The sequence below is a fragment of the Propionivibrio sp. genome, assembly GCF_016790145.1.
GTDB lineage: Bacteria > Pseudomonadota > Gammaproteobacteria > Burkholderiales > Rhodocyclaceae > Propionivibrio.
Map to the genome: position 1 here is coordinate 21,059 of NZ_JAEUOI010000176.1, position 25,932 is coordinate 46,990.

The window sequence follows — 25,932 nt, forward strand, 5'->3', positions numbered from 1 at the left end:
TCAATCTCCCTCAGCAATATACCAGCGTGCCTTCATTCTCGCCAATTACAACCCGCTTCAGCGCACCGCGCTTGAAAATCGAGAAGACGTTGATTGGCAGTTTCTGGTCGCGGCACAGCGCAAAAGCAGTCGAATCCATCACCGCCAGGTTCATTGAAATCGCCTCATTGAAACTGATCCGGTCATAGCGTGTCGCCAGAGGATCTTTTTTTGGATCGGCCGAGTAAATGCCATCGACCTTCGTCGCCTTGAGTACGATCTCCGCCCCGATTTCGGCACCGCGCAAAGCTGCGGCCGTATCGGTGGTAAAAAATGGGTTGCCGGTTCCACCGGCAAAGATAACCGTCCTGCCCTGCTCCAGATAACGGATGGCCCGGCCACGAATATAGGGTTCGACAACCTGTTCGATACTCAGTGCCGACTGGACGCGGGCAACCATCCCGGCGACACGCATTGCATCCTGCAATGCCAGACCGTTCATTACGGTGGCCAGCATACCCATGTAGTCGGCTTGAGCGCGATCCATGCCGGTGGCAGCGGGGGCTACACCGCGAAAGATATTGCCGCCACCGATGACAACGCCAACCTGAACGCCCAAATCAACTATGCTCTTGACCTCCCCGACGATTTCAGAAATCGTCTGACGGTTGATTCCGTAAGCATCCGCACCCATCAGGGCTTCTCCCGAGAGCTTGAGCAGGATACGCTTGAATCGGGGAGTACCGGCTTCAGTCATGGCATTAAACCCTATGTCTTACTTCTGGGCTGCCGCAGCCTGGGCAGCCACTTCGGCGGCAAAGTCGTTCGAGCGTTTTTCCATCCCTTCGCCGACCACGTACAGCGTAAAACCGGCAACCGAAGCGCCTTTGCTCCTGAGCAATTGCTCAACGGTCTGTTTTCCGTCTTCGGCTTTGACGAACACCTGAGCCAGCAGGGTTACTTCCTTCAGGTACTTTTGAACGGTACCCTCGGCGATCTTGTCGAGCATGGCTTCGGGTTTGTTGTCGGCTCGCGCTTTCTCGATGGCAATGCGGCGCTCGGTGTCCAGAAGTTCGCCAGGAACACCCGTCGCATCCAGTGATTTGGGCTTGGACGCGGCAATGTGCATGGCCAGATCCTTGCCCAGTTGCTCGTCGCCGCCAACCAGATCAAGCAGAACGCCAATTCTGGCACCGCCATGGATGTAGGACACTAGTTTGCCTCTGGCTTCGACACGCACGAAGCGGCGCACCGAGAGATTCTCGCCAATCTTGCCAACCAAAGCGGTGCGTGTCGATTCGACGGTTCCTTCACCCATAGGCAGTGTTAACAGCGCCGACACATCAGATGGGTTCTGGTTGACTACCAACTCGGCGCAGGCCTTGGTCAGTTGTAAAAACTCGTCATTCTTGGCGACAAAATCAGTCTCGCAGTTGATCTCGATGATTGCTCCCAGCTTGCCATCAGGCGTAATACTGACGCCAACTACGCCTTCGGCAGTGATGCGGGCCGCTGCCTTGGTCGCCTTGTTGCCCAGCTTTACACGCAGAATTTCTTCGGCCTTGCCCAGATCGCCATCGGCCTCGGTCAGCGCCTTCTTGCATTCCATCATCGGTGCGTCGGTCTTTGCACGCAGTTCAGCCACCATGCTTGCGGTAATTGCCGCCATTATTTTCTCCACTTGCGGACACGGCCTTAATAAGCAGCCGTCCCTCATCCAAAACAGTTGAAACAAAACGAGCTGCTCACATTTCTCGTTGCCTGCAAGCAGTCGAAAAAACCTGCCGGTTACTGCTCGGTTTCTTCGAAAAATTCGTCGCCGGAAGCCCCGGCAGCAACAATTTCTTCAACGAATTGACTGCGACCCTCAAGAATTGAGTCAGCCACACCGCGCGCGTACAGACGGATCGCACTGGACGAGTCATCGTTTCCCGGAATGACGTAATCAATGCCTTCAGGCGAGTGATTGGTATCGACCACTGCGATTACCGGAATACCCAGCTTGTTGGCTTCGGTGATGGCGATCTTGTGATAGCCGACATCGATGACGAACAAGGCATCGGGCAGGGTGTTCATTTCCTTGATGCCACCGATCGACTTCTGCAGTTTGGCCAGTTCACGTTGCGTCATCAACGCTTCCTTCTTGCCGAGCTTTTCAAGGGAACCGTCTTCGGTCATGGCTTCCATGTCCTTGAGCCGCTTGGTCGACTGCTTGATGGTCTTGAAGTTGGTCAGCATGCCGCCCAGCCAGCGCTGGTCAACATACGAGGAACCTGAACGGCTGGCTTCTTCGGCGATGATTTCTCGCGCCTGCCGCTTGGTACTGACAAACAGGATATTGCCCTTGTTGGACGACAGCTTGCGCACAAAAGCCATGGCTTCGTTGTACTTGGCAAGTGTCTGTTCGAGATTGACGATGTGGATCTTGCTACGGGCCCCGAAGATGTACTGAGCCATCTTTGGGTTCCAGAAGCGGGTCTGGTGGCCGAAGTGAACACCTGCCTCCAGCATTTGACGCATGGTTGTAGACATACTTTTTCTTTCATATCAGGGTTAGACCACCATTCGCCCACCTACAGCCCGCCTTGAAAAGTTGGCGGACACCCTTGAACAGGCGAATGTGCGTAGTTGACGTGCCGTTACCGACACATCCTGCGCGCCACCATGGCACGCGTTCATCATTCAAGTTTCACCAACACAGGTCAGCAAAACCCGGCGATTGTATCATCGGACCCGGTGAAATTCCACTGTCGGCTTTGTTTCGGCCTTGTACTCGTGTTAAGCAATGGCCGATTGCTGATCGAACGGGCGTCCCGAACCATTCAAGAGGTAAATTGCCTAAGCGTGCGCCTTACTTTATCCTTCGCCACTCCACTTCATCCGCATGGCCACGAAAAAACATGAGCATTACTCTCAAATCGCCTGAAGAAATCGAAAAAATGCGGGTCGCTGGCCGTCTGGCGGCCGAAGTGCTCGATTACATCACCCCTTTCGTCAAACCCGGCGTAACCACCGGTGAGCTCGACAAACTTTGCCACGATTACATGGTCGATGTTCAGGGCTGTATCCCGGCTCCGCTTGACTACGCACCGGCCGGCTACAAACCGTATCCGAAATCGATATGTACATCGGTTAACCATCAGGTCTGTCACGGCGTCCCCGGCGACCGGCAGTTGAAGAACGGCGACATCGTCAACCTTGACATCACGACCATCAAGCAAGGCTATCATGGTGATACCAGCCGCATGTTTCATGTCGGCGAAGTTTCGATTCAGGCCAAACGGCTGTGTGAGGTGACATTCGAATGTCTCTGGCTCGGCATCGCTCAGGTCAGGGCTGGCGCCCATCTTGGCGACATTGGCCACGCCATCCAGCGCCATGCCGAAAAATCGGGGTACTCTGTGGTACGCGAATTCTGCGGCCACGGTATCGGTGTCCGCTTCCACGAAGATCCGCAGGTCGTGCACTACGGTACGCCGGGAACCGGTATCGAACTGAAGGCCAACATGATTTTCACCATCGAACCGATGATCAACGCCGGCAAGGCGGCGATACGCGAACTGGCCGATGGGTGGACGATTGTCACCAAAGACCACTCCCTGTCAGCCCAATGGGAACACACCATTCTCGTCAACGAAAGCGGATTCGAGGTACTGACTCTTTCCGCAGGAGCGCGCACGCCGCCGGAATGGATCAAGTCATGCTCATGAAGATCGACTCAGCCGCCCGCATTGACCTCCTCGCGCGCTACAAGTCGCGTCTGCAGACAGGCCAGAGCGCAATCCGTGAGCGCTATCTCGCTGAAGCGGATGCTCCCCGCCTGCTGCATGAACGCAGCCAACTGATTGATGAACTTCTGCGCGAATTGTGGAAGGAACTGCGCTTTCCGGATTCCCTTGCTCTGGTGGCGGTCGGTGGCTATGGACGCGGCGAGTTGTACCCTGCTTCTGACATTGATTTGCTGCTGCTTCTTGCCGAGCAACCTGATGCGCTGCTCACCGAACGGCTTGAGCAACTCGTTGGGTTGTTCTGGGATATCGGGCTGGAAATTGGTCACAGCGTACGCACGATTGAGGAGTGCCTTGGCGAGGCGGCGGGCGATCTGACTGTCATGACAGCGCTGGTCGAAGCCCGGTTGCTGATTGGCAATGACAAACTGTTCGCAAGATTCTCGTCTGAATTCAATAACATTCTTGACCCTCAGATGTTTTTCCTGGCCAAACGAATTGAGCAGGACGACCGCTACCTGCGCTTTCAGGAATCGCCCTACAGTCTCGAACCGAACTGCAAGGAAAGTCCGGGAGGCTTGCGCGATCTGCAAAGCATTCTCTGGATCGCCCAGGCGGCTGGCTTCGGCAACAGTTGGCAGGATCTCGAACAGCATGGCTTCATTACGCACGAGGAAGCACAGGGACTGGAGTGGCGCGAGCGGTTTTTACAGCGCTTGCGAATCCAGTTGCATCTCCATGTTGGCCGTCGTGAAGATCGCCTCCTGTTTGATTATCAGACGGCGCTCGCCGAGCAATTCGGTTTTTCGGCGACACCGACACGGCGTGTCAGCGAGCAATTGATGCAAGAGTATTTTCAGACAGCGAAAACAGTGATCCAGCTCAACACGATTCTCCTGCAGAACATGGGGGCCGCGATTTTCCCCTTGCCCGAACAAATCCCGCACGCCATAAATGAGCGATTCCAGAACACGCACCAACTGCTCGACGTCGTGCACGAAGATGTTTTCAACGAGACGCCCTCAGCCATCCTCGAAGCCTTTCTGCTCCTCCAGCAGCACTCCGAATTGAAAGGCATGACCGCACGCACGATGCGCTCACTGTGGCGGGCACGCATCCTGATCGACGATGAATTCCGCCAGAACCCGGAAAACAAGGCATTGTTCCTTGCGATTTTCAAGCAAAAACGCGGTGTGATGCACGAACTGAGGCGGATGAACCAGTTTGACATCCTCGGCCGTTACCTGCCCAACTTCGGTGCCATTGTCGGCCAGATGCAACACGACCTTTTTCATGCCTACACCGTCGACCAGCACATCATGCAGGTTCTTGGCAACCTGCGCCGGTTTTCCGAAACCGAATTTGGCCATGAGTACCCTTTCTGCAGCCAGTTGATCAGCGGCTTTGATCACTCATGGGTGCTCTACATTGCTGCCCTCTTCCACGATATCGCCAAGGGGCGCGGTGGCGGTCACTCGGAGCTCGGGGCGGTTGACGCGCAGGAGTTTTGCGCCAGTCACGGACTCAGTGCTGAAGACAGCGAAATGGTGGTCTGGCTTGTACTCAACCACCTGGTCATGTCGAGCGTCGCCCAGAAACAGGACTTCTCTGACCCGGATGTCCTTGCTGCCTTTGCCGCGATGGTCAGGGACGAACGCCACCTGACCGCACTTTACCTGTTCACTGTCGCTGACATTCGCGGCACCAGTCCCAAGGTCTGGAATAGCTGGAAGGGCCAATTGCTTGAGCAGCTTTTCAACCAGACCCGCCGCCTCCTGATTGCCGGCGGACAGGCGCCTTTGACGCAAGGCATCATTCAGGAGCGGCAAGAGGAAGCGATGCGACTGATGCGCTTTTTTGCGATTCCGGAGGCAGCGCATGAAAGCCTGTGGAACCAGCTCGATGCTGTTTACTTCCTGCGCCATTCAGCGGAAGAAATTGCCTGGCATGCGCGCATTCTGAACTACCGTATCGACAGTAAACAACCGATCGTCAAGGCACGCATCTATCCGCACGGCGAAGGCATCGAAGTCATGGTCTATACCCTCGACCAGCGGCAACTTTTTGCCCGTCTCGTCGGCTTCTTCAACCGTGCCGGCTACAACATCATGGACGCCAGGATTCACACCACGCGCCACGGCTATGCACTCGACAGTTTCATGCTGCTCGACGTCAGTGGCCGTGACAGTGACCGCAGCATGATCAGCTACATCGAACATGAACTGATCGACCGGCTCACCCGCCTGGCTCCGCCCGAGGCACCGGCCAGCGGGCGCATTTCACGTCAAGTCAAGCACTTCCCGATCCAGCCGAAAGTCACCATCCAGCCGCTGGTCACGCTGCAGCCGGATGAAGAAGGAATTCTCTTTGTTCTTTCGATCAGCGCTTCCGACCGTCCCGGTCTGCTGTATATCGTTGCCATGGCGCTGGCGGCACACGGCGCCAATCTGCACACCGCAAAAATTGTCACACTCGGTGAGCGGGTCGAAGATACCTTTCTGATCAGTGGCGGTGATCTAGACAAAAGTGCGAGCAGGATCAAACTGGAAACGGAACTGCTGGACAGGCTGAAGTGATGAAGGAATTCATTCCTCGGGAAGGTCTTTTGCGTCCGGAAAAAGTTCCTCGGTGAACCCGAATCGGCTGAAATCCCTGATTCGCATCGGGTAGAGAATGCCATTCAGGTGGTCGCACTCATGCTGGACTACCCGTGCATGAAAGCCATCGACCGAGCGCTCGATCGGCTGCCCGAATGGATCGAAACCGGTGTAGCGCAGGTACCGCCAGCGCGGCACCATACCGCGCAGTCCCGGTACCGACAGACAGCCTTCCCAGCCCTCCTCGATCTCATCTGAAAGTGGCGTCAGAACGGGGTTGATCAGCACCGTATAGGGAACGCTGCCCGCTTCCGGATAGCGCGGATTATCCTCAAAGCCAAAAATGACCACGCACAGACCAACCCCAATCTGCGGTGCGGCAAGACCCGCACCCTCCAGGTGCTGCATGGTGTCTTCCATGTCGACAATCAGGGAATGCAATTCCGGCGTGGCAAAAAGTTCAAGCGGGCGCGCCTGCTGAAACAGACGCGGATCACCCATTTTAAGAACCGGTCTGATCACAACAACCCACCATTTCTTCGATCAGGCTACGCACATGCCCCATCGATTCGTGCAAAACACCCTGAATCGCTTCGAAGCTGATTCCGTCACGGCTATCGGCCCGGCCTGCCGCGTAATTGGCCACCACACTGATGGCAGCATAGGGAATAGCCAATTCACGCGCCAGGGCAGCTTCGGGCATTCCCGTCATTCCTACCACATCGGCACCGTCGCGTTCAAAGCGGTTGATCTCGGCAGCAGTTTCAAGACGCGGCCCTTGCGTCGCGGCATAAACCGCGGTGTTACTCACGGCAATACCGGCGGAACTCGCCGCAGTCAGCAGTTGCTCGCGCAACTTGCGGTCATAGGGCTCGGTAAAGTCAATATGCGTGACCGTGCATTGCTGTCCTTCGTGATACGTGGATTTTCGACCCCAGGTATAATCCATGATCTGATGCGGGATAACGACATCGCCGGGTCTGAGATCCGCCCGAATACTGCCGACCGAGGCCACCGAAATAATGCCGACGGCACCGCGTTTCCAGAGCGCCCAGATATTCGCCCGATAATTCACTTCATGCGGAGGAATCGTGTGGCCATAACCGTGACGCGCCAGAAAAGCGACGGGGCGGCCACAAATCTGGCCGAAGGTAATAGCACCCGACGGCTCACCGTACGGCGTACGCAGTACCTCGCGATGGGAGACATCCAGATTGGCCAGTTGCGACAGGCCACTACCGCCAATTACGGCCAGCATCTCATTCTTCCTTGACGGCATAGATCGCCGGGAGGTTCCGCCACGCACCACGGATGTCCATGCCATAGCCAAACACGAAGCGATCTGGAACCGTCAGCGCGACGAAATCGGCTTTTATCGGTTTTTCCTTGCCATTTTTCTTCTCGGTCACCACCGCAGTAAAACAGGCCTTGGCTCCAAGTTGCATCATGCGCTCGACAATGGCCGCCAGCGTCAGTCCTTCGTCAAGGATGTCATCGACGACAAGAAGCGTGCGCCCCTTGACCGGGGTCCACGGTGCAGAACGCCAGGACAGCGCTCCACCAGACTTGTCCTGGCCGTAGCGTGTAACGTGCATATAGTCAAAATCAAGTGGAAAATTCAATAGTGTCATCAACTGACCGGCAAAGGGCACGCCGCCGCTCATAACGCACAGCAGCAAGGGGTTCGTCTCACCCAGCTTTTCGGTAATTTCGCCTGCGACTCGACCTACTGCCTCGGTGACCACCGTAGCCGAGTGAATCAGATCCGCGCTGGCGAGAAGATCCTTCGCCGCTTGCGGGTCGTTCATGCGCTTTCCAGATTAGCCAGATAGTTTGAAAAAGCAGCACCCACTTCCGGATGACGCCGACCAAATTCAACGCTCGCCTGCAAGTAGCCCAGTTTGGAACCGCAGTCGAAGCGGGTTCCTGCATAGCGGTAGGCCAGAACCTGTTCTTCGATCAGTAGCGAGGCAATACCGTCGGTAAGCTGAATTTCGCCGCCTGAACCCGGCGTAACCTTCTCCAGATGATGGAAAATACGCGGCGTCAGAATGTAACGACCGACCACCGCCAACGTCGACGGTGAGTCTTCGGGCTTGGGCTTTTCAACGATACGCTCAATACGTTCGAGACGCTCGGCGACAGGGCTTGACTTGACGATGCCATAGCTACCGGTCTCGGCTTTTGGCACGTCCATGGCTCCGAGCACCGAGCACCGGTAGTAGTCGTAAATATCGGTCATCTGCTTCATGACCGGAGGCTCGCCATCGAGCAGATCGTCGGCCAGCAGGACGGCAAAGGGCTCGTCGCCGATCACCGGCTTGGCACAAAGTACCGCGTGACCAAGTCCGAGGGCTTCAGACTGGCGGATATAGATGCAGTTGATGCTTCTTGGCAGCAGGTTGTGCACAAACTCCAGCATTTCGACCTTGTTCTTCAGTGCCAGTTCGCTTTCGAGTTCATACGCCTTGTCAAAATGGTCTTCTATGGCACGTTTGGTACGGCCGGTGACGAAAATCATGTCGGTAATGCCGGCCGCCACCGCCTCCTCCACTGCGTACTGAATCAGGGGTTTATCGACAATCGGCATCATCTCTTTCGGACTGGCTTTGGTCGCCGGCAGAAAGCGCGTACCGAGACCGGCGACTGGGAAAACTGCTTTTTTGACTTTTTTCATGAAAAATTATTCCTTTGTGATTGCGCCAGAAGTGAGCGTAATTGCGCTTCATCAATCACCGTCACGCCCTGTTTCAGGGCTTTTTCCAGCTTGGAACCCGCCTCCGCACCGGCGAGTAAAAAATCCGTCTTTCCTGAAACCGATCCACTGACCTTGCCGCCTGCCGCTTCGATCAATTCCCTGGCTTCCTCACGTGTCAGCGATGGCAGGGTTCCGGTGAGCACGAAAACTTTCCCCGCCATGATACTGCCTGAAGCCGGCAACGCTTTGCCTTCACCCTCACTTTCATTCCAGATGACTCCGGCAGCCCGCAACTGCTCGATCACTTCCAGATTATGCGGCTCAGAAGCGAACTGGCGCAAACACTGCGCCACCACCGGGCCAACATCGCTAACCTGCATCAACTGTTCCTCATTTGCCGCAAACACCCGATCAAGCCGGCCAAAGTGACGCGCCAAATCCTTGGCGGTTGCTTCACCGACGTTGCGAATACCCAGCGCATAGATAAAACGTGCCAGCGTCGTCTGCTTGCTCTTCTCGATCGCGTCCAGCAGATTGTTTGCCGATTTTTCAGCCATGCGCTCAAGATTGACCAGCGCCAACAGCCCCATTTTATAAAGATCGGCAGGGGTGCGCACGATACCGCTATCGACCAACTGCTCGACGAGCTTGTCACCGAGCCCCTCGATATCCATGGCCCGGCGCGATGCAAAGTGGATCAGCGCCTGCTTGCGTTGGGCCGGGCAATACAAGCCGCCGCTACAGCGCGCAATTGCTTCATCCTCGGCCCTAACGACGATTGAGTTGCAGACCGGGCAACGCACCGGCATGTTGAACCGGGGTGCCAGGATCGCTCGCTTCTCGAGCAGCACGCGGAGCACTTCCGGAATCACATCGCCGGCACGTCGCACAATGACTGTGTCACCGATACGGATATCCTTGCGCCGAACCTCGTCCTCATTGTGCAGCGTGGCATTGGTCACCGTCACGCCACCAACAAAAACCGGCGCCAGACGGGCCACGGGGGTCAGGGCGCCGGTTCGCCCGACTTGGATATCGATGCCCAACACTTGGGTGCTGGCCTCCTCGGCAGGGAACTTGTGCGCCACTGCCCAGCGCGGCTCTCGTGTGACGAATCCAAGTTGCTCCTGGAGCGCGCGCGAATTGACTTTATAGACTACGCCGTCAATGTCGAACGGCAGGCTGGCACGCCGCTCGCCCATGCGCTGGTGGAAATCGGCCAGGGCCTGCGGCCCGTACACGATGGCACGCTCGGCACAAACCGGCAGACCCAAGTCGGCTAGTGCATCGAGGAGGCCACTGTGTGTTTCAGGCACTTGCCAGCCCTGCACCTGACCAAGGCCATAGGCGAAAAATGAAAGCAGCCGGCTGGCGGCAATTCGCGAATCTAGCTGGCGAATGCCTCCGGCTGCGCCGTTGCGCGGGTTGACCAGCATTTTTTCGCCAGCGGCCAGTGCACGTGCGTTGAAACGCTCGAAATCGGCTCGTTTCATGTAAATCTCGCCGCGTACCTCAAGTACGGCTGGCGGTTCCGACGTGTGCAGGCGCAGAGGAATCTGCCCAACCGTGCGCACGTTCGCGGTAACGTCCTCGCCCGTTTCACCGTCGCCACGCGTTGCGGCACGCACCAGCACGCCGTCCTCGTAGCGCAAGCTCATGGCCAAACCATCAAACTTGAGTTCAGCGATGTATTCGATCGGCGGGTCGATCTGTTCACGCTTCAACTCGCGACGCACCCGTGCATCGAAGCTCAAGGCGCCACCCGCTTCGGTGTCGGTCTCAGTGCGGATCGAAAGCATGGGAACGGCATGACGCACCGGCGCAAAGGCTTCCAGCGCCTTGCCGCCGATTCGTTGCGTCGGCGAATCGGCGCTCGCCAGCTCAGGGTGCTCTGCCTCGAGCGCCTGCAACTCGCGAAACAGGCGGTCGTAGTCGGCGTCAGTTATCAGCGGCGCATCGAGGACGTAGTACTGATGATTGTGCTTCTCGATCTCGGCCCGCAACTCAAGGGCACGCTCGCGGGCACTCATGAGCGATACGTCCTGACTCAGGAGAACAGGCGCTGCGTCAGCGGAGCGCCAGCCGGTAGACCTTGCGCTGCCATAATCGACTGATACTGCGCAACCTGGCGACGAATCGGTTCCAGCGCGCCTTCAGAGAGTGGATGGTGGTTGTCATCAACCAGCGCACCGCGCAGGACATCGGCAAACCGCCGCGCCAGATCGAGCATCTGGTTGAACACGCGCTCGCCATGCGCAACGCGCGGGACGTCGAGCAGGAAGGTCAGGCCATGCGTGCTCATGGTCTTCATCGACTCGGCTGAAAAACCGGGCGCTTCTGCATTGAGCAGCACAAAGAGTATATTGCCCTCGTCGTCACTACGCACAAACCGCCCTTCGCCATCGATCGCCATGCCGGCCGCCTCAGCCAGCGCGCGCAGCTTGGTTCCGGGGAACGCCTGCCCCTGGCTGATCACATTGATGCCGATCTGAATGTCGACACTGGCGCAGAAGGCATCAAGCTTCGCAGCGCCGTCCAGCGCCGGCTGGCGTGTTGGCAAATCGGTAATGGCCATCAGTTCAGCGGCCAGATCCTGCATGGCGATATGGAAAACCGACAGATCGCTATCATCCAGCGGCCCCCGGCGGTCAACCAGTTGCAAGCCGACCCGGATGTGGCGATATTCGCTCTCTACGTCATCGACGATCGGTTCCCACTCGCGTGAAAGTTCGTTGTAGCCGATCCAGTGAACGGGTTTGCGGATACGCGCCAGGACTTCGCGCTGCGCTTCGAGGATCTGGTAGGCCGGCGCCGGCTCAACGGTTTCGAATGCCGCGACGTAATCGATCAGTGGAGACAGCAAGTGATGCGGCTCGGCAATATCTCTGGTTGCCTGATCGGCCAGTATGGATAACCCCATCCCAGAAGCTGGATCGGGTGCATGATCCGGAGCAAGGTCAGGATCGGCTGAAGTTTCAAGGCGCAACAGGGTCGGTTCCTGACGCTCAAGATCATGACGCAGCTCTATACGCTCGCCCGATAACGAAGGGTGTGCAGCATTCGCATCAATCTCAGGTGAAGATACCGTTGCAGGCGTCACACTCAGGTCGGGCTCACCGTCAACTTCCGAAGTGCTTTTGGCAAAGCCAGCGCCGGTATCGCCTACATCCGGCTGATCAAGCAAAACATCCGTGTGCCGGGCCTGCGAGAGCTGTTCAGCAAGCTTGCGGTGCCTGTAGTCCTGCCATTTGTTATAGGCCACCACGCCAACAATGGCAGCACCACCCAGGCCAATCAAACCTAATTGCAGTTCGGTCATGTCATTTCCTAAACAATCTGCTCGCGCATGCGCAACGCTTCATCCATATCCACTTCAACAATACGCGAAACACCGGATTCCTGCATCGTCACTCCAACGAGCTGTTGTGCCATTTCCATGGCGATCTTGTTGTGACTGATGAACAGAAACTGCGTGTTGGCCGACATGCGACTCACCATCGCGCAAAAACGTTCGGTATTGGTATCGTCCAGCGGCGCATCGACTTCGTCAAGCAGGCAGAACGGTGCCGGATTAAGCTGGAACATCGAAAACACCAGCGCAATCGCGGTCAATGCCTTCTCACCACCGGAAAGAAGGTGAATCGTCGAATTCTTCTTGCCCGGCGGCTGCGCCAGCACCTGCAAGCCGGCGTCGAGAATTTCCTCGCCGGTCATGATCAACCTGGCCTCGCCACCGCCGAAGAGAATCGGAAAAAGTTCGTTAAAACTGCGGTTGACTGCATCGAAGGTCGTCTGCAAAAGCTCGCGCGTTTCCCGGTCGATTCGGCGAATGGCATTTTCCAGGGTTTCCATGGCCTGCGTCAGGTCTTCCGACTGCGCGTCGAGGTAGGCTTTGCGCTCACGCGCCGTTTCAAGCTCTTCGAGAGCCGCAAGATTGACCGCGCCGAGCGCTTCGATCGAGCGTTGCAGTGTGCTGATGGCACTTAGCAACGCCGTGGCGCGAGAACCGGCCAGATCACCGGACAGACTTTGTTCATCGGCCTGCGCTTCGAGCAATTGTGCTGCCAGCTGGTCGAAATTGAGACGCGCCGCCTGTTCCTTCAGCTTGAGTTCGCCGATCCGTTCGCGCAGGGGTTCAAGACCATGCTCAAGCTGCATGCGCTGCTCTTCCAGAGTGCGCAGAGCGGCCGTCGCCGCTTCCAGCCCATCGCGCACGAGCGCCAGCGCCTGTTCGCGTGAAACCCGCTGCTCAAGCGCCTCCTGCAGTTTCGGTTCAAGATCCTCGGCCTGCAGCGCTTCGGCGTTTTCAGTACAGCGTGCCAACTCGTCAACAATGCGCGCAATCTGCTGGCGCGCCAGTACCTGGCTACGGATGATTTCCTCGATCTTGTTGCGGCCTTCGCGTTGCGAAAACTGCGCTTCGTGCAGTTCGCGTTCGACGCCATTGACCTGCTCACGCTCGTCACGCAATGCCCGTTCGGCCTGCTCGAAGCTCGCCCTGGCAGCATCCGTGACAAGCTGCAACTGGCGAATCTGTTCGCGTTGCACCTCGATCGCCTGCTCGGCAATGGATAAACGCTCGTTTTCGCCCTCTTCCTCGGCAGCCATTTCGGCCAGGCTGGCGTCAATCTGCGCCTGCCGCTCGCGGAAGCGTTCCAGAGCCTGCGCCAGCTTGAGGGTTTCCACCTGAATGGCGTGTGCCTGCTCCTGCAGATCGTCGAGTTCCTTTCGTGATTCCTGCAAGGCATTCTGGGCGCCCACCATGCGTGCTTCAATTTCAGCGAGTCGCGCCTGCTCCTGCTCTACCCGCGCCTCGCGCTGCATGATCAGTCCGCCCAGTTCGTCAATCTCGCGCTGCCTTTCAAGCAGACCATGTTCTGCAGCGTCAGGCGCAAACAGCGTGACGCTCTGCCGGCTGACGACATCGCCACCCGGCGTGACACAGCAGGCGCTGCCAGACAGGCTGTCGCGACGCGCCAAGGCAGACGCCAGATCAGGAGCGGTAAATACCTCGCCGAGCCAGTCGGCAAGAATCGCGGCCAGTTTTTGCTCATCGCAACGAACCCGCGTCAGCAGGCAGTCAGCAGCAAACCTTGCCGTTGCACCCTCGACCGGCAACAGCAAGGTCAGTTTGCTGCCCGGCCGGTCCTTGCTCCACGCCGGGTCGGCGTGCTCGGCCGTCAGCGCACTGATTCGCTCGCGCAGAACGGCCTCTACGGCATCTTCCCAACCGGCCTCGACGTGCAAGGATTTCCACAAGGGCTGGCGATGATCCAGCCGATGCCGATGCAGCCAGTCGGCCAGCTTGCCGTCACCCTGCACCCGTTTCTGCAACTGATCGAGCGCAGCTCGACGGGCGTGCGCTTCGGCACGCTCCTTCTGTACCTGCTGCACTTCGGACAGCACCTCCCGCCGCCGCTGTTCAAGTTGCGGCAACTCCTGCTGCTTATGAACCAATGCTTCCTGCGCGTCGACGATCCGCTGGCGCAATTCGGCCAGGGCTTCCTGCTTGAATTCGAACTCGGCAGCGTCGGGTACCGGCAGTGCCTGGCGTTCCTGCGCCAGCCGATCACGACGCCCGGCGAGAATCTGCAGCGAGCGCTGGGCATGGCCGCGATGGGCCTGTTCAATCTGCAAGCGCTGATCCGCCTGGGCCAGCGCCGTACGCTGACGATTGACTTCGTCCTGAGCGCTGGCGTGCGCTTCTTCGGCCAGTGGCAGACGTTCCTGCCGTTCAGCCAGACGCATTTCGCCCTGCTCAACGCGCTCATCGCTCAGCGCGGACAAGGCCAGCCAGCGGGCGTGGTCAGCCTCCAGTTGCTGCAACTGGGCCTGCCAGTGCACCTGGTCATCGCCCAATTGAGCCAGACGCGATTCATACTCGTGCTGCGATTCGCGACGGTGACGGATCTCGGCTTCCAGCCGAGCCACCTCGGCATTTGCCGAAAACAGTTCGCCTTGCGCGACATGCACCCCATCACTGGCCGCAAAGTGGCTTTCGCGCGCTTCTTCAAGTCGGGCTTCCGTTTCTCGCAAGGCGGCATTCTGCGCCTCAAGTTCAATGCCCGCCCGCTCGACTTCACGCGCCAGTCGTTCGCTTTCGACCTGCGCCTCGTTACGCCGCAGCAACCACAGCAATTGCTGCTTGCGCGTCAGTTCAGCGCTGAAGTCACGATACTGCCGGGCCACGGCGGCCTGCCCTTCCAGGCGTTCCATCTGCGCGCCAAGCTCCAGCCGGATATCCTCGACGCGCGCCAGATTCTCGCGCGTATCGGCGATACGGTTCTCGGTTTCCTTGCGCCGTTCCTTGTACTTGGTAACGCCAGCCGCTTCTTCGAGAAAAACCCGCAGCTCATCGGGCCTGGCCTCGATGATGCGAGAAATCGTCCCCTGCCCGATGATGGCGTAAGCCCGTGGGCCGAGGCCGGTACCGAGAAACAGATCGGTAATGTCCTTGCGCCGAACGTGCAGGTTGTTGATGTAATACTCCGACTGCCCGCTGCGTGTCAGCAGCCGCTTGACCGACAATTCGGCATATTGCGACCACTGGCCGGCAATACGCCCGAGCGAATTGTCGAAAACCAGTTCGACCGCTGCCCGCGACACCGCCTTGCGCGTTCCGGAACCGTTGAAGATCACATCCTGCATCGACTCGCCGCGCAATTCCGAGGCTTTCGATTCGCCCAGCACCCAGCGCACGGCATCAATCACATTCGATTTGCCGCAACCGTTGGGGCCGACCACACCGACCAGTTGCCCGGGCAAGGCAATGGTCGTCGGATCGACGAAAGATTTGAATCCGGCGAGTTTGAGTTTGGTCAGGCGCATGAAGTGGAACGCAGCCTAGCAGTCAGTCAAAATGAAAAGCCACCGAGTTCACCAGGAAGCACTAAGTCAAGGCCTTGTTTCATTGATGAAAGCTGGTGTTCCGAGTGGCTTGCCGCTTGAGTTTTTTTCCTTGTATTTCAACATGACTTCCTGCTAGGGTGTTGCGCGGATAGGGGTTCCTGAAAGAATCGTATGACGCCGCACTGGCACAATCGGGCGCCTATAATAGCATTTTGCCAGCCAGAATCGTTTGCACCCGGACCCATCATGACCACCCAGCCCGCCAGAATACTCGAAACCTTCCCCAATCCGGCACCGCAGCGCGACTTCCATATCCACATGGAGATTCCCGAGTTCACCTGCCTGTGCCCGAAAACCGGTCAGCCGGACTTCGCCACGCTGATTCTCGACTACATCCCGGAAAAAACCTGTGTCGAGCTCAAGAGTCTCAAGCTTTACATCTGGTCCTTCCGCTCCGAGGGCTGCTTCCATGAAGCGGTGACCAACCGTATCCTCGACGATCTGGTCAACGCCACCCGACCCCGCTTCATGCGCCTGACAGCCCGTTTTTACGTGCGCGGCGGTATTTTTACCAACGTCGTTGCCGAACACTGCAAAAAGGGCTGGAAACCGTCCCCCCGGGTCGAACTGGCCGAATTTGCCACTCAATCCAATTGCCGAGGCTGAAACAATGACTTCCGGGACACCACTGCAAGCCCAACTCGCAGACCACCAGCTTGACCGTCTGGAAACGCTGCTCGACGACCCTGAAATGCCGGACGCCTTGCGCCTCGACGAGATTCAGGGCTATCTTTGCGCCGCCCTCTCCGGCCCGCAGCCAATGCCTGAAGAAGACTGGCTGGCCGATACGCTGGGCAATGAAGAAGCGCTGGCCAGCGAAGCCGGTCGTGAAGCCGCCGGACTGCTGCGTGCCTTCGCCATTGCTCTGGAAGCCGAACTGGCCGCTGGCGAACCACCGGTCCTCCTGCTTTACCCCAGGGATGACGATGAAAATGGCCCGAGCGACTATGTCCCCTGGTGCCAGGCCTATCTGGCCGGTGTCGATGCCGCCGAAGACGACTGGTTCGAATTCCTCGGCGAAGTGGAGGGGGAAGTAGAAACTGAAGCGATTCGCGAAGAGATCGGCTTCCTCGACGAACGCCTCTTCCCCTTGATGGTGCTCACCGGCGAAGCCGAAGCCGCCGCCATCGAACACGGCGAGGAATGGCCGCAAGGCGAAGAGCGCGCGCAGATCGAAAACGAATGCGAGGATGATCTGGCACAGGCCGTAACCGACATTTACCGATTCTGGTTAGCCAGGCGCGGCATTCAGACCCTGCGCCGGGAAGAACCCAAGATTGGCCGCAACGAGCCTTGCCCCTGCGGCAGCGGAAAGAAGTTCAAGCAGTGCTGCGGTGTGAATTAGCGATTGTTGCGTAAATGAACATGCCCCATTGATCAGCGCTTGTTTGATCAGATTGAAAGGATTATGTCCGATCGGGCATCCACGTATCTTGCGATATTCTCGCGCAAGTCGCCGCATAGGCTCCCTGAAATGTAGCTTCGGGTGATCCCATTGATGACTCGAGATTTCCGTAACCACACAGGGCTCAGAACCTTGAACTGTTAACGCCTCAAAGCCGCTTGGCGGAGAGCTTGCGCCACGAATAGGGTGATCAAACTGGCTTGCAGAAATGCGGCTGGGTAGTCAATTTCTGCATCCGGGTGGCCAACATCGCCTGATAGGCCGCGATGGCGACCAACTGGGCATTGTCGTACTTCGCGATGACCCTGACCATCTCCGGGTGGCTGTTCCTTCTCTTTCCATCGCGGATTTCAATCATCTGGCGCAGCAAGTACTTGTAATGCTGACCTGCGATCACGGGGTATAACTTCTCCTTGATGCCATCGCCGTTTGCCTGGTGGCATTGAACGCATTCCCTGTCGTACAACGCCTTGCCGTAAGCGATCAGTTGAGTTGATTCGGGGCCTTCATACTTCCCGGAATCACGCGGAACGCAGAGCGTTTCAATATACGCCGCGACGTTTGCCAGAGCCTGGGCATCGGGCAGTTTAATGGCAAACGGATACATTACAGGATTGGTACGCAAGCCGGAGCGAATGTCTGCCAACTGTTTGATAATCACGCTGGAGTGCTGACCGGCCAACTGCGGAATACTGCCATCGGGATTGCCGCCGCCACTTGCAAGGTGGCATGCCGCACAGTAAGCCTTGTAATCCTCCTGGCCTGCCTTGACATCACCTGCGAGCTTGAGGGCCATGGTCTTCTCGGCGCTCTGCGTGTTCCACTTGTAGTCCTTGCTCTCTATCCCGCCAGCCTTTTCGCCACTTGGTTCGGCCAGTGCGTAAACCACAGACAGCGACAGTGTGATGGCAACAGTCAGCACCTTGTACATGCTCATCTCCTTTGAATTGTTGCAGGGGAACAGAGTTTACATTCAAGCTCATTTACTGTCTGTCATTTATTAACGCGAGTCAAGCAATAGCTTGTCCAAGGAATGCGAGCCAGAAAAATTAATTTTCAGGGCGCAATTCTACACAAAGTAATCGGTTGGCAAGCATCCAGATTTCGACACAATCATTGCCAGAAATGATCTTTCCGCAGTTATCGGGCTTGAAGACATTGAATGCTGTTGTAGTAGCGTCTATAGTGGTTATAAGACGTTCACAAGGAGTACATCATGACCTTTCTTGATTCCCCAATTGGCCGCTGTGAGGCGGAACACACGATGGTGCTGACCGATCAGACACAGCGGGAGTGCGCACTGGAACATGGCTGTCCACCGGGGCGCAATTGCCCTCTGGATGGCTGTTTTGCCAGAATTTCAGGCCTGAGTGAAACGACGAAAGTTCCTGAAAGGGCAGCGAACAGATAGTGTGTTTTAAAATGACTGGATCAACCCCTTTCTGGGGTTGGTTCCGTGGCGTGCCATAATGCTCAATCCTCAATACCGGCCTTGGTCAGTTTGACAATTGGCCTTATCATGGTGCCCTTCGGAACGCGTTCAGCGGCTTCCCGAAAGTAGCGCCCGGTTTCTTCCGATTTCTGATGCACAGTGCAGGCGGCAAGTCGATTGATCAATTCATCGATTCGACGCGGCTGACCGCCGAATACGGGTTGATCCGGGGGATCGTAGCAGCTTGTCATTGAGTGGAGAGCGTCATGAGCAGAAGCGGTTCTGTGGGCAAGAAGTCTTCCGATATAGACCTGACGGGCGTTAGAACCTACGAGGGGTTGATGTCGACGCTGCAACAGCGCGTCGACCCCTTTGGCGTGACGACTTCAATAATCAATGCGCAAGTGGCGTGGATGATGCATCCGCAAGAGTTGTCGCGCGAGATGAGCGCAATGTCCAGCGACGTGCTGGCCTTGCAGACGCACGTCATGCGCCGTGCCTTCGGGCTGCCGAGTGATGACGTTATCAAACCGCACGCTGACGATGCGCGTTTTTCCGATCCGGTGTGGAGCGAAACGCCGACCTGGGACATCATCAAGGAGTCGTATCTGGCGTTCACTCGCCGGCTTGAGGACATGCTCTTCGAAACGCCAGGCCTGTCCCACAAGGAGCGCAGGCGCGCGGCTTTCTGGGTAAGAAAGTGGCTCAATGCCATGGCGCCGACCAATTTCTTTTTTACCAACCCAGTCGCCATGCGCAAGTGCGTCGAGACCAAAGGCGATAGCCTGAAGCAGGGCCTCAAGCACCTGCTGCGTGATGTCAAGGAAAAAAACATCCGCATGGTCGAAGCCGATGCCTTCACGGTGGGCAAGGATCTCGGCACAACGCCGGGACGAGTGGTTTTCCGCAACCGCCTGGTCGAGTTGATCCACTACACACCGACCACCACCCAGGTGCACAAAACGCCGATCGTCATCATCATGCCGTGGATCAACAAGTTCTACATCCTTGATTTGACTCCCAGCAAGAGCATGGTCAAATACCTCACCGACCAGGGCTACAGCGTATTCATCACCAGCTGGAAAAACCCGGGCGCCGATATGGCCGATGTCGGTTTTGATAATTATCTGCTTGAGGGTGTCGATCAGGTGGTCAATACCGTGTGCGAGTTATGCTCGGTGCCGCAGGTGCATCTGACAGGCTACTGCATCGGCGGTACGCTGGTGGCAACCTACATGGCGTGGGCCAATCGCCATTATGGCCAGAAAAAAACACCGGTAGCGCACTGGACCTTGTTCACCACGCTGACCGACTTTTCCAGGCCGGGTGACATCGAAGTGTTCATTGACGAGGGCGCAATCCGTGCGCTTGAAGAAAAGATGGCGGAAGTCGGCTATCTCGACGGTAACGACATGGCAGCGAGTTTCCGCCTGTTGCGCTCGAACAGCCTGGTCTGGCACTACTTCGAGAAAAGTTACCTGCTTGGCGAACCGCTGCCAGCTTTTAACGTGCTGTTCTGGAATATGGACACGACGCGCATGCCGGCGGCGATGCACTCCTTCTATCTGCGCGAGATGTACCTGCACAACAATCTGATGAAGCGCGATGCACTGACCATCGCCGGCGAGCCGATCGACCTCGACCGTATCACCCAGCCGCTCTATGCGGTGAGTGCCGAAGACGATCACATCGTCCCCTGGCAACAGTCCTACCGAATCCATAAATACGTCAACGTCAAGGCGCCGGTGCGTTTTGTTCTATCGACTTCCGGCCATATTCTTGGCATCGTCAATCCGGTTGTCAATCCGCCGAAGCGCAGTTTCTGGGTGGCCGAACCCGCGCGTAACGAGCATTTCGAACACTGGTTCGCGCGTGCAGAAAAGAAACCAGGATCGTGGTGGGAGGACTGGCTGGCCTGGCTTTCGCCGCAGTGCGGACCAATGGTGGCGCCGCTCGATCCCCAGGCGGCAAGCTATCCTGATCTTGGCCCGGCTCCAGGCACATACGTCTTCGAGAAATAGTTCATTCAGCAAACTCCATTACTGTTCGCGGCGATCTGCTCGGACTGCAATCAACGTCCTTTCCTGGCCTTTGCCTGCATTGCCATGGTACGGTTCCGGAACTCTGCAGAAAAGGGCCAGACGTCATGAGTTTCCGGCTTCAGCCGAAAATCATTACGGTTCCATAGCGCAACAAGCGAGCTGATTTGCCGATCAAGCAGGCCTGACATGGGCAGTCCGGCTATCAGCAGAGAGAAATACCATGGCTTCGTCTACTTCCTGGTTTTACTGGGCTCTTCTGTCGGCTGTTTTCGCAGCGCTCACGGCAATTTTTGCCAAGATCGGAATTCAAGGCGTCGATTCGGACCTGGCCACGCTGGTGCGAACCGCAATCGTCATGATCGTACTCTCGGCATTTGTCTTGCTGGCCGGAAAATGGAGCAATCCGTTTACGCTGTCTTCAAGGACATGGATTTTTCTCACCCTCTCTGGCCTGGCCACTGGCGCTTCGTGGGTATGCTACTTCCGTGCCCTGCAGATCGGCGACGCTTCAAAAGTCGCGCCCGTCGACAAGCTGAGCCTGGTTCTCGTTGCTGTCTTTGCGTTCACCTTCCTGGGCGAACGTCCATCGTTACGCGAATGGACCGGTATTGCCATGGTCGCTGCCGGCGTTCTTGTTCTCGCCTTCAAGCGCTGAGGCCAAGGTCTATTCCTGAAGTAACAAAAACGAACCGGGTGCGTGCACTTCACTGACTCTCAACTGACAGAAGCTGAGAATTGGGCTGAGTGGCCATTTTTTCCCTGAGTAGCGGCAGTTTTTGCCGCTTGGCCGGCAAACGCGACTGCAGAAACCGGCCTTGACCCCCGGACCGGCTCCAAAAACCCCGCTTGACTGATCCAGCTTCCGTTTATGCAACTGGCCTGTATATTGCTTGTTATTGCCTGATTCTAAGCGAACGACGCCGGAATTTCCGGCAATACGATGAAAAGGCAGGAGTCGACATGTCACCCTTGACCATTGCAAGCACTTTATTCAGTCTGGCTAAATCGATCGGGATTGGCAGCAGCAGCCAATCGAACAATACTGAGACGGTGCGCTCCGGTACACGGACAAGCGAAGATTTTTCTTCATCGCTGGAGCTGCGCATGGCCGCACTTCAGGCGCAGTCCGTCAATTCGCTGCTTGGCTCGGTGTTCAACGGGGGCCAGGCTTCTTCCAGCCTGGATTTCCTGACCGGCGCAAACAAAAAAGCATCCGGAGCGAGCGAACCGCTTTCGCTGCTCGGCTTCTCGACCAGTGCGCGTGGACTCTCCCCGGGTGGGCGCAACTTGTCGCTGTTCAATCCGGAATCTGCCTACCGCATGATGAGCGTAATCAACAACAAGGATGTCACCTATAAAGCCCAGTTTTCAGAACTGAGCGAAATGAAAACCAATGTTAACATCATGCAACAGGCCGGCCAGGCCTTGGGCAAGGTCAGCGAATCGATGGACAACGAGGCGATCAAGAGCGAACTGCAGGCGTTTGCCGGGCAATATAATGAGTGGATCAAACGCTTTGACGGCACGGTGAAGAACGATGGTCTGCTGGCCGGAACGCAGGCCGCAGAAATCTCCCTCTACGAACTCGAGCAGAGCGTCGAAAACATCTTCAATGGAGCAAAAAATGGCTTTCATGGCCTGCGCGACCTTGGCTTGAGCATCGACCAGACGACCAACCTTGCCACTCTCGATACCAGCAAGCTGGATACCGCTCTGGCAAGCAACAAGGATGGTGCGGTCAGCACCATTCACGAGTTCAGCGCCAATTTTGCCAAATCGGCCGGGTTACTCACTTCTGCCAACAATTTCATCCCCAACCGGCTGGCCAATCTGGACCGTGCGATCGATTACATAACAGACAACAAGCCCGCACTCCAGGCCGAATTCGGGCTGGGCGACCCGGCCAGACCGTCCACACCAATCGCCAAGGCACTCGCCGCCTACAATCAGATCTTCAGAATCTGATAGCCTCGTCCTGGAACACTGACACCAGGCCAGCCTTTGATCCGGCTGGCAAGTGCGACGACGCAACAACAGGAATCTGCGGAACAGCCCGCAATCACCGTAATGCAACAGAAATTATTATGTTGCAGCGCAGCAGTTTATCGTCCAATATATAACACAAGGGAGCGCCCTGATTATTCGGCATTCATGAATACGGGGTATAGCGCAGGCATCGCCGGCACGGTGTGGCCTGCGCGTGTAGCCGTCTGTTGCTTATCGGGATTGCTACCGCAAGGTTTCCGACCGAGATAACCCTCCGTACCCCATCGACTTCGATGGCGCAAGAGAACGAGTGGTTACAGTAGTCCTTTTCGGAGCTTGATCATGCGTATTGAAACTCAACAACAATTTCTTGAAAGCCGGACTTTCGACGAGATCAACGTCGGCGACAGTTCGGTCCTGGTTCGCTCGCTGCGTGCCGAAGACATAAAACTCTTCGCCATCATGTCCGGCGACATGAATCCGGCGATCGGCGATCAGGAATTCGCCAACAGCGGCATGTTCAGGGAAGTCATCGCCCACGGCATGTGGAGCGCGTCGCTGATCACCACCGTGCTGGGAACGCAGTTCCCCGGGCCGGGAACCATCCTGATCGATCAGGCGCTGCATTTTACGCGACCGGTGCGACTCGGCGACACGATTACCGTAACGGTAACGGTCAAGCAGATGTTCGCCCACAATCAGCACATCATTTGCGACTGCTCGTGCATCAACCAGGACGGCATGCAGGTGGTGCTCGGCACCGCTGAAGTGCTGGCCCCGACCGAGAAGATGCGAACCAGACGCGTCGAATTGCCGGATATCACCATTTCGGACAAATACGCTCGACTGCAACACCTGGTCGCCCGGGCCAAGGGATTGGCACCCATCGACATGGCGGTGGTGCACCCTTGTGATCTCGAATCGCTCAAAGGCGCGTTGATGGCGGCTGAAGCCGAGCTGATCGACCCGATCCTGATTGGGCCAGAGGCGAAGATTCGTGCCGTCGCCACCGACAACGGACTGGATCTTAAACAGCACCGCATCGTCAACGTCAAGCATAGCCACGATTCAGCAGCAATGGCCGTCACCCTGATCCGCAACGGTGATGCCGAAGCGCTGATGAAAGGCAGCCTGCATACCGACGAGTTGATGGCCGAAGTGGTTTCGCGCGCGGCTGGCCTGCGCACCGCGCGTCGCATCAGCCACGTTTTTCTGATGGACGTGCCGACCTACCCACGCCCGATCCTGATCACCGACGCGGCAATCAACATTGCTCCGACGCTCGAGGACAAGGTCGACATCATCCAGAACGCCATCGACCTGGCGCACATCATCGGCATCCCGGAACCGAAGGTGGCCATCCTCTCGGCGGTCGAAACCGTGAATTCCAAGATCCAGTCCACGCTCGACGCCGCTGCGCTGTGCAAAATGGCCGATCGCGGCCAGATCAAGGGCGGCCTGCTCGACGGCCCGCTGGCCTTTGACAACGCCGTGTCAATCGAGGCCGCCAAAACCAAGGGAATCAACTCGGTGGTCGCCGGCCGTGCCGAGATTCTCGTCGTTCCCGACCTCGAATCCGGCAACATGGTGGCCAAGCAACTGGAGTATCTGGCCAACGCACTGACCGCCGGCATCGTTCTCGGCGCCAGGGTGCCCATCGTACTGACCAGCCGCGCCGACAGCGCCGAGACGCGCATCGCCTCCTGCGTTATCGCCACGCTGATTGCTCACGCCAACCGTAACAATCAAGCGAACCCGGAATGAAACACGGCATCCTCACCATCAATGCCGGCTCGTCGTCGATCAAGTTTGCGCTGTTCGAGCTGAAGGGCGGGCTGGCGCGTCATCCCTCACTGTCCGGGCAGATCGACGGACTCGGCGCCGAAGCCAGGCTGGTCGCCACCCATGGCAGCGGCCAGGCGTTTCCGGACGTCGGACTGAAACCGGGCGTCCAGCACCAGGAGGCCTTCGACGAACTGTTGCGCTGGCTCGGCGGACACAACGAGGACGACTGGAAAATCAGCGCGGTCGGCCACCGTGTCGTGCATGGCGGTGAATTGTATTCGCAGCCGATGGTGCTGACGCCGGAGGTGCTCGCCGAACTGGAACAGTTCATCGTACTGGCTCCCTTGCACCAGCCGCACAACCTGGCCGGCATCCGCGCCCTGTCGGCACGGCTGCCGCAGATACCGCAGATCGGTTGTTTCGATACCGCTTTCCATCGCACGCAGCCGCGCGTCGCCCAGCTCTTTGCCCTGCCCAGGGCGCTCTGCGCCGAGGGTGTCAAACGCTATGGTTTCCATGGCCTGTCCTACGAATATATCGCACGCGTACTGCCTGAGCACTCGGACAAAGCCAGTGGCCGCGTCATTGTTGCCCACCTCGGCAACGGCGCCAGCATGTGCGCCATGATCGACCGGCGCAGCCAGGCCACGTCGATGGGCTTCACTGCGATCGACGGCCTGATGATGGGTACCCGGAGCGGTGCGCTCGACCCCGGCGTGATCCTCTACCTGCTGGAAAACAAGGGGCTCAACGTCAAGCAGCTTACCAGGCTGCTGTACAAGGAATCCGGCCTGCTCGGCGTTTCCGGCCTCAGCCAGGATATGCGTACGCTGCTGGCCAGCAGCGATGCGTCTGCCGCCGAAGCCGTCGAGCTCTTCTGCTACCGCGCCGTGACCCAGATCGGCTCGCTGGCCGCAACCATCGGCGGCATCGACGCACTGGTCTTTACCGGCGGCATCGGCGAACACGCGGCTGAAATCCGCCGCCGCATTGTCGAGGGCTGTCGCTGGCTCGGACTCGAACTTGATCCCGAGGCCAATACCGGCCAGCGCATTCATATCGGCACATCGTCCTGCCGCGTCGACGTGCTGGTCATCCCGACCGACGAGGAATGGATGATCGCTGACCACACCCAAGCGCTGCTCAGGCAATAAATCAGAAAATACGCTGGACAGACCGCACAGGTCTCAAAACGCCGTTTCGCTTGATATCTGCTGCCACCTCTCGCCACACAGCCAGTTTTGTGCGGCGCAGCAAAAATTAGCCCGATTCGCTGAATCACGCTGATTCGACTGTCTTTGCTGGCTGCTGCGCACAATCAAAAACAACTACATTTAGTAATTTTTCTGCCATGAGGCACTATATGTAGTA

General features: G+C 57.4%; 20 protein-coding genes. 9 read left to right on the plus strand and 11 right to left on the minus strand.

What is annotated here, in order from left to right; all coding sequences use genetic code 11:
- Positions 1-10 precede the first annotated feature (10 nt).
- The 3 genes from pyrH to rpsB form a co-directional block, all read right to left on the minus strand.
- Positions 11-736: a UMP kinase gene (gene pyrH / locus JNM42_RS14635; RefSeq protein WP_294271613.1), complete on the minus strand. Its 726-nt coding sequence runs from the start codon at positions 734-736 to the stop codon at positions 11-13.
- Between the two features lie 18 nt (positions 737-754).
- Complete coding sequence (gene tsf / locus JNM42_RS14640) at positions 755-1,648, minus strand: translation elongation factor Ts (RefSeq protein WP_294271617.1); 894 nt, start codon at positions 1,646-1,648, stop codon at positions 755-757.
- 119 nt (positions 1,649-1,767) lie between these two features.
- The gene (gene rpsB / locus JNM42_RS14645; protein WP_294271620.1) at positions 1,768-2,511 is read right to left on the minus strand and encodes a 30S ribosomal protein S2; all 744 of its coding nucleotides are present in this window, start codon (positions 2,509-2,511) and stop codon (positions 1,768-1,770) included.
- A gap of 368 nt (positions 2,512-2,879) precedes the next feature.
- On the opposite strand from rpsB, the gene map reads away from it, so the two are divergent.
- The gene (map, locus tag JNM42_RS14650; RefSeq protein WP_294271623.1) at positions 2,880-3,689 is read left to right on the plus strand and encodes a type I methionyl aminopeptidase; all 810 of its coding nucleotides are present in this window, start codon (positions 2,880-2,882) and stop codon (positions 3,687-3,689) included.
- Complete coding sequence (locus JNM42_RS14655; protein ID WP_294271625.1) at positions 3,680-6,283, plus strand: [protein-PII] uridylyltransferase; 2,604 nt, start codon at positions 3,680-3,682, stop codon at positions 6,281-6,283. Before map ends, JNM42_RS14655 begins: the two co-directional genes overlap by 10 nt.
- A 9-nt stretch (positions 6,284-6,292) precedes the next feature.
- Here the strand turns inward: JNM42_RS14655 and def are convergent, their stop codons facing one another.
- The 7 genes from def to smc are packed head-to-tail and all read right to left on the minus strand — an operon-like array spanning position 6,293 to position 15,830.
- Positions 6,293-6,826, minus strand: a complete 534-nt coding sequence (gene def, locus JNM42_RS14660) for a peptide deformylase (RefSeq protein WP_366504459.1) — start codon at positions 6,824-6,826, stop codon at positions 6,293-6,295.
- Entirely contained in the window at positions 6,807-7,562 is a 756-nt protein-coding gene (locus JNM42_RS14665; protein WP_294271633.1) for an S-methyl-5'-thioinosine phosphorylase, read from the minus strand. The genes def and JNM42_RS14665 overlap by 20 nt, the downstream gene beginning before the upstream one ends.
- A gap of 1 nt (position 7,563) precedes the next feature.
- Complete coding sequence (locus JNM42_RS14670) at positions 7,564-8,112, minus strand: hypoxanthine-guanine phosphoribosyltransferase (RefSeq protein WP_294271636.1); 549 nt, start codon at positions 8,110-8,112, stop codon at positions 7,564-7,566.
- Positions 8,109-8,981: a UTP--glucose-1-phosphate uridylyltransferase GalU gene (galU, locus tag JNM42_RS14675; protein ID WP_294271639.1), complete on the minus strand. Its 873-nt coding sequence runs from the start codon at positions 8,979-8,981 to the stop codon at positions 8,109-8,111. The genes JNM42_RS14670 and galU overlap by 4 nt, the downstream gene beginning before the upstream one ends.
- Positions 8,978-11,032 (minus strand): NAD-dependent DNA ligase LigA, encoded by a 2,055-nt coding sequence (gene ligA / locus JNM42_RS14680; protein WP_294271641.1) that lies wholly within the window; start codon positions 11,030-11,032, stop codon positions 8,978-8,980. The genes galU and ligA overlap by 4 nt, the downstream gene beginning before the upstream one ends.
- A gap of 17 nt (positions 11,033-11,049) precedes the next feature.
- The gene (locus JNM42_RS14685; RefSeq protein WP_294271644.1) at positions 11,050-12,321 is read right to left on the minus strand and encodes a cell division protein ZipA C-terminal FtsZ-binding domain-containing protein; all 1,272 of its coding nucleotides are present in this window, start codon (positions 12,319-12,321) and stop codon (positions 11,050-11,052) included.
- A gap of 8 nt (positions 12,322-12,329) precedes the next feature.
- A complete protein-coding gene (gene smc, locus JNM42_RS14690; protein WP_294271647.1) occupies positions 12,330-15,830 on the minus strand; it encodes a chromosome segregation protein SMC in 3,501 nt (1,166 codons plus the stop codon).
- A gap of 267 nt (positions 15,831-16,097) precedes the next feature.
- On the opposite strand from smc, the gene queF reads away from it, so the two are divergent.
- On the plus strand, positions 16,098-16,517 hold the full coding sequence (gene queF, locus JNM42_RS14695; RefSeq protein WP_294271651.1) for a preQ(1) synthase: 420 nt from the start codon (positions 16,098-16,100) through the stop codon (positions 16,515-16,517).
- Between the two features lie 4 nt (positions 16,518-16,521).
- Complete coding sequence (locus JNM42_RS14700; protein WP_294271654.1) at positions 16,522-17,256, plus strand: UPF0149 family protein; 735 nt, start codon at positions 16,522-16,524, stop codon at positions 17,254-17,256.
- A 250-nt stretch (positions 17,257-17,506) separates the two neighbouring features.
- On the opposite strand, the gene JNM42_RS14705 is transcribed toward JNM42_RS14700, so the two are convergent.
- Positions 17,507-18,247, minus strand: a complete 741-nt coding sequence (locus JNM42_RS14705; protein ID WP_294271657.1) for a c-type cytochrome — start codon at positions 18,245-18,247, stop codon at positions 17,507-17,509.
- Between the two features lie 842 nt (positions 18,248-19,089).
- On the opposite strand from JNM42_RS14705, the gene JNM42_RS14715 reads away from it, so the two are divergent.
- The 5 genes from JNM42_RS14715 to JNM42_RS14735 all read left to right on the plus strand — a co-directional run bounded on the left by JNM42_RS14715 (position 19,090) and on the right by JNM42_RS14735 (position 25,715).
- Positions 19,090-20,769 (plus strand): alpha/beta fold hydrolase, encoded by a 1,680-nt coding sequence (locus tag JNM42_RS14715; RefSeq protein WP_294271746.1) that lies wholly within the window; start codon positions 19,090-19,092, stop codon positions 20,767-20,769.
- Positions 20,770-21,010: 241 nt separating this feature from the next.
- A complete protein-coding gene (locus tag JNM42_RS14720) occupies positions 21,011-21,445 on the plus strand; it encodes an EamA family transporter (RefSeq protein ID WP_294271663.1) in 435 nt (144 codons plus the stop codon).
- Between the two features lie 305 nt (positions 21,446-21,750).
- Positions 21,751-22,755: a flagellar filament capping protein FliD gene (gene fliD, locus JNM42_RS14725; RefSeq protein ID WP_294271666.1), complete on the plus strand. Its 1,005-nt coding sequence runs from the start codon at positions 21,751-21,753 to the stop codon at positions 22,753-22,755.
- A gap of 363 nt (positions 22,756-23,118) precedes the next feature.
- Complete coding sequence (locus JNM42_RS14730) at positions 23,119-24,540, plus strand: bifunctional enoyl-CoA hydratase/phosphate acetyltransferase (RefSeq protein ID WP_294271669.1); 1,422 nt, start codon at positions 23,119-23,121, stop codon at positions 24,538-24,540.
- Positions 24,537-25,715 (plus strand): acetate/propionate family kinase, encoded by a 1,179-nt coding sequence (locus tag JNM42_RS14735; RefSeq protein ID WP_294271672.1) that lies wholly within the window; start codon positions 24,537-24,539, stop codon positions 25,713-25,715. The genes JNM42_RS14730 and JNM42_RS14735 overlap by 4 nt, the downstream gene beginning before the upstream one ends.
- Positions 25,716-25,932 lie beyond the last annotated feature (217 nt).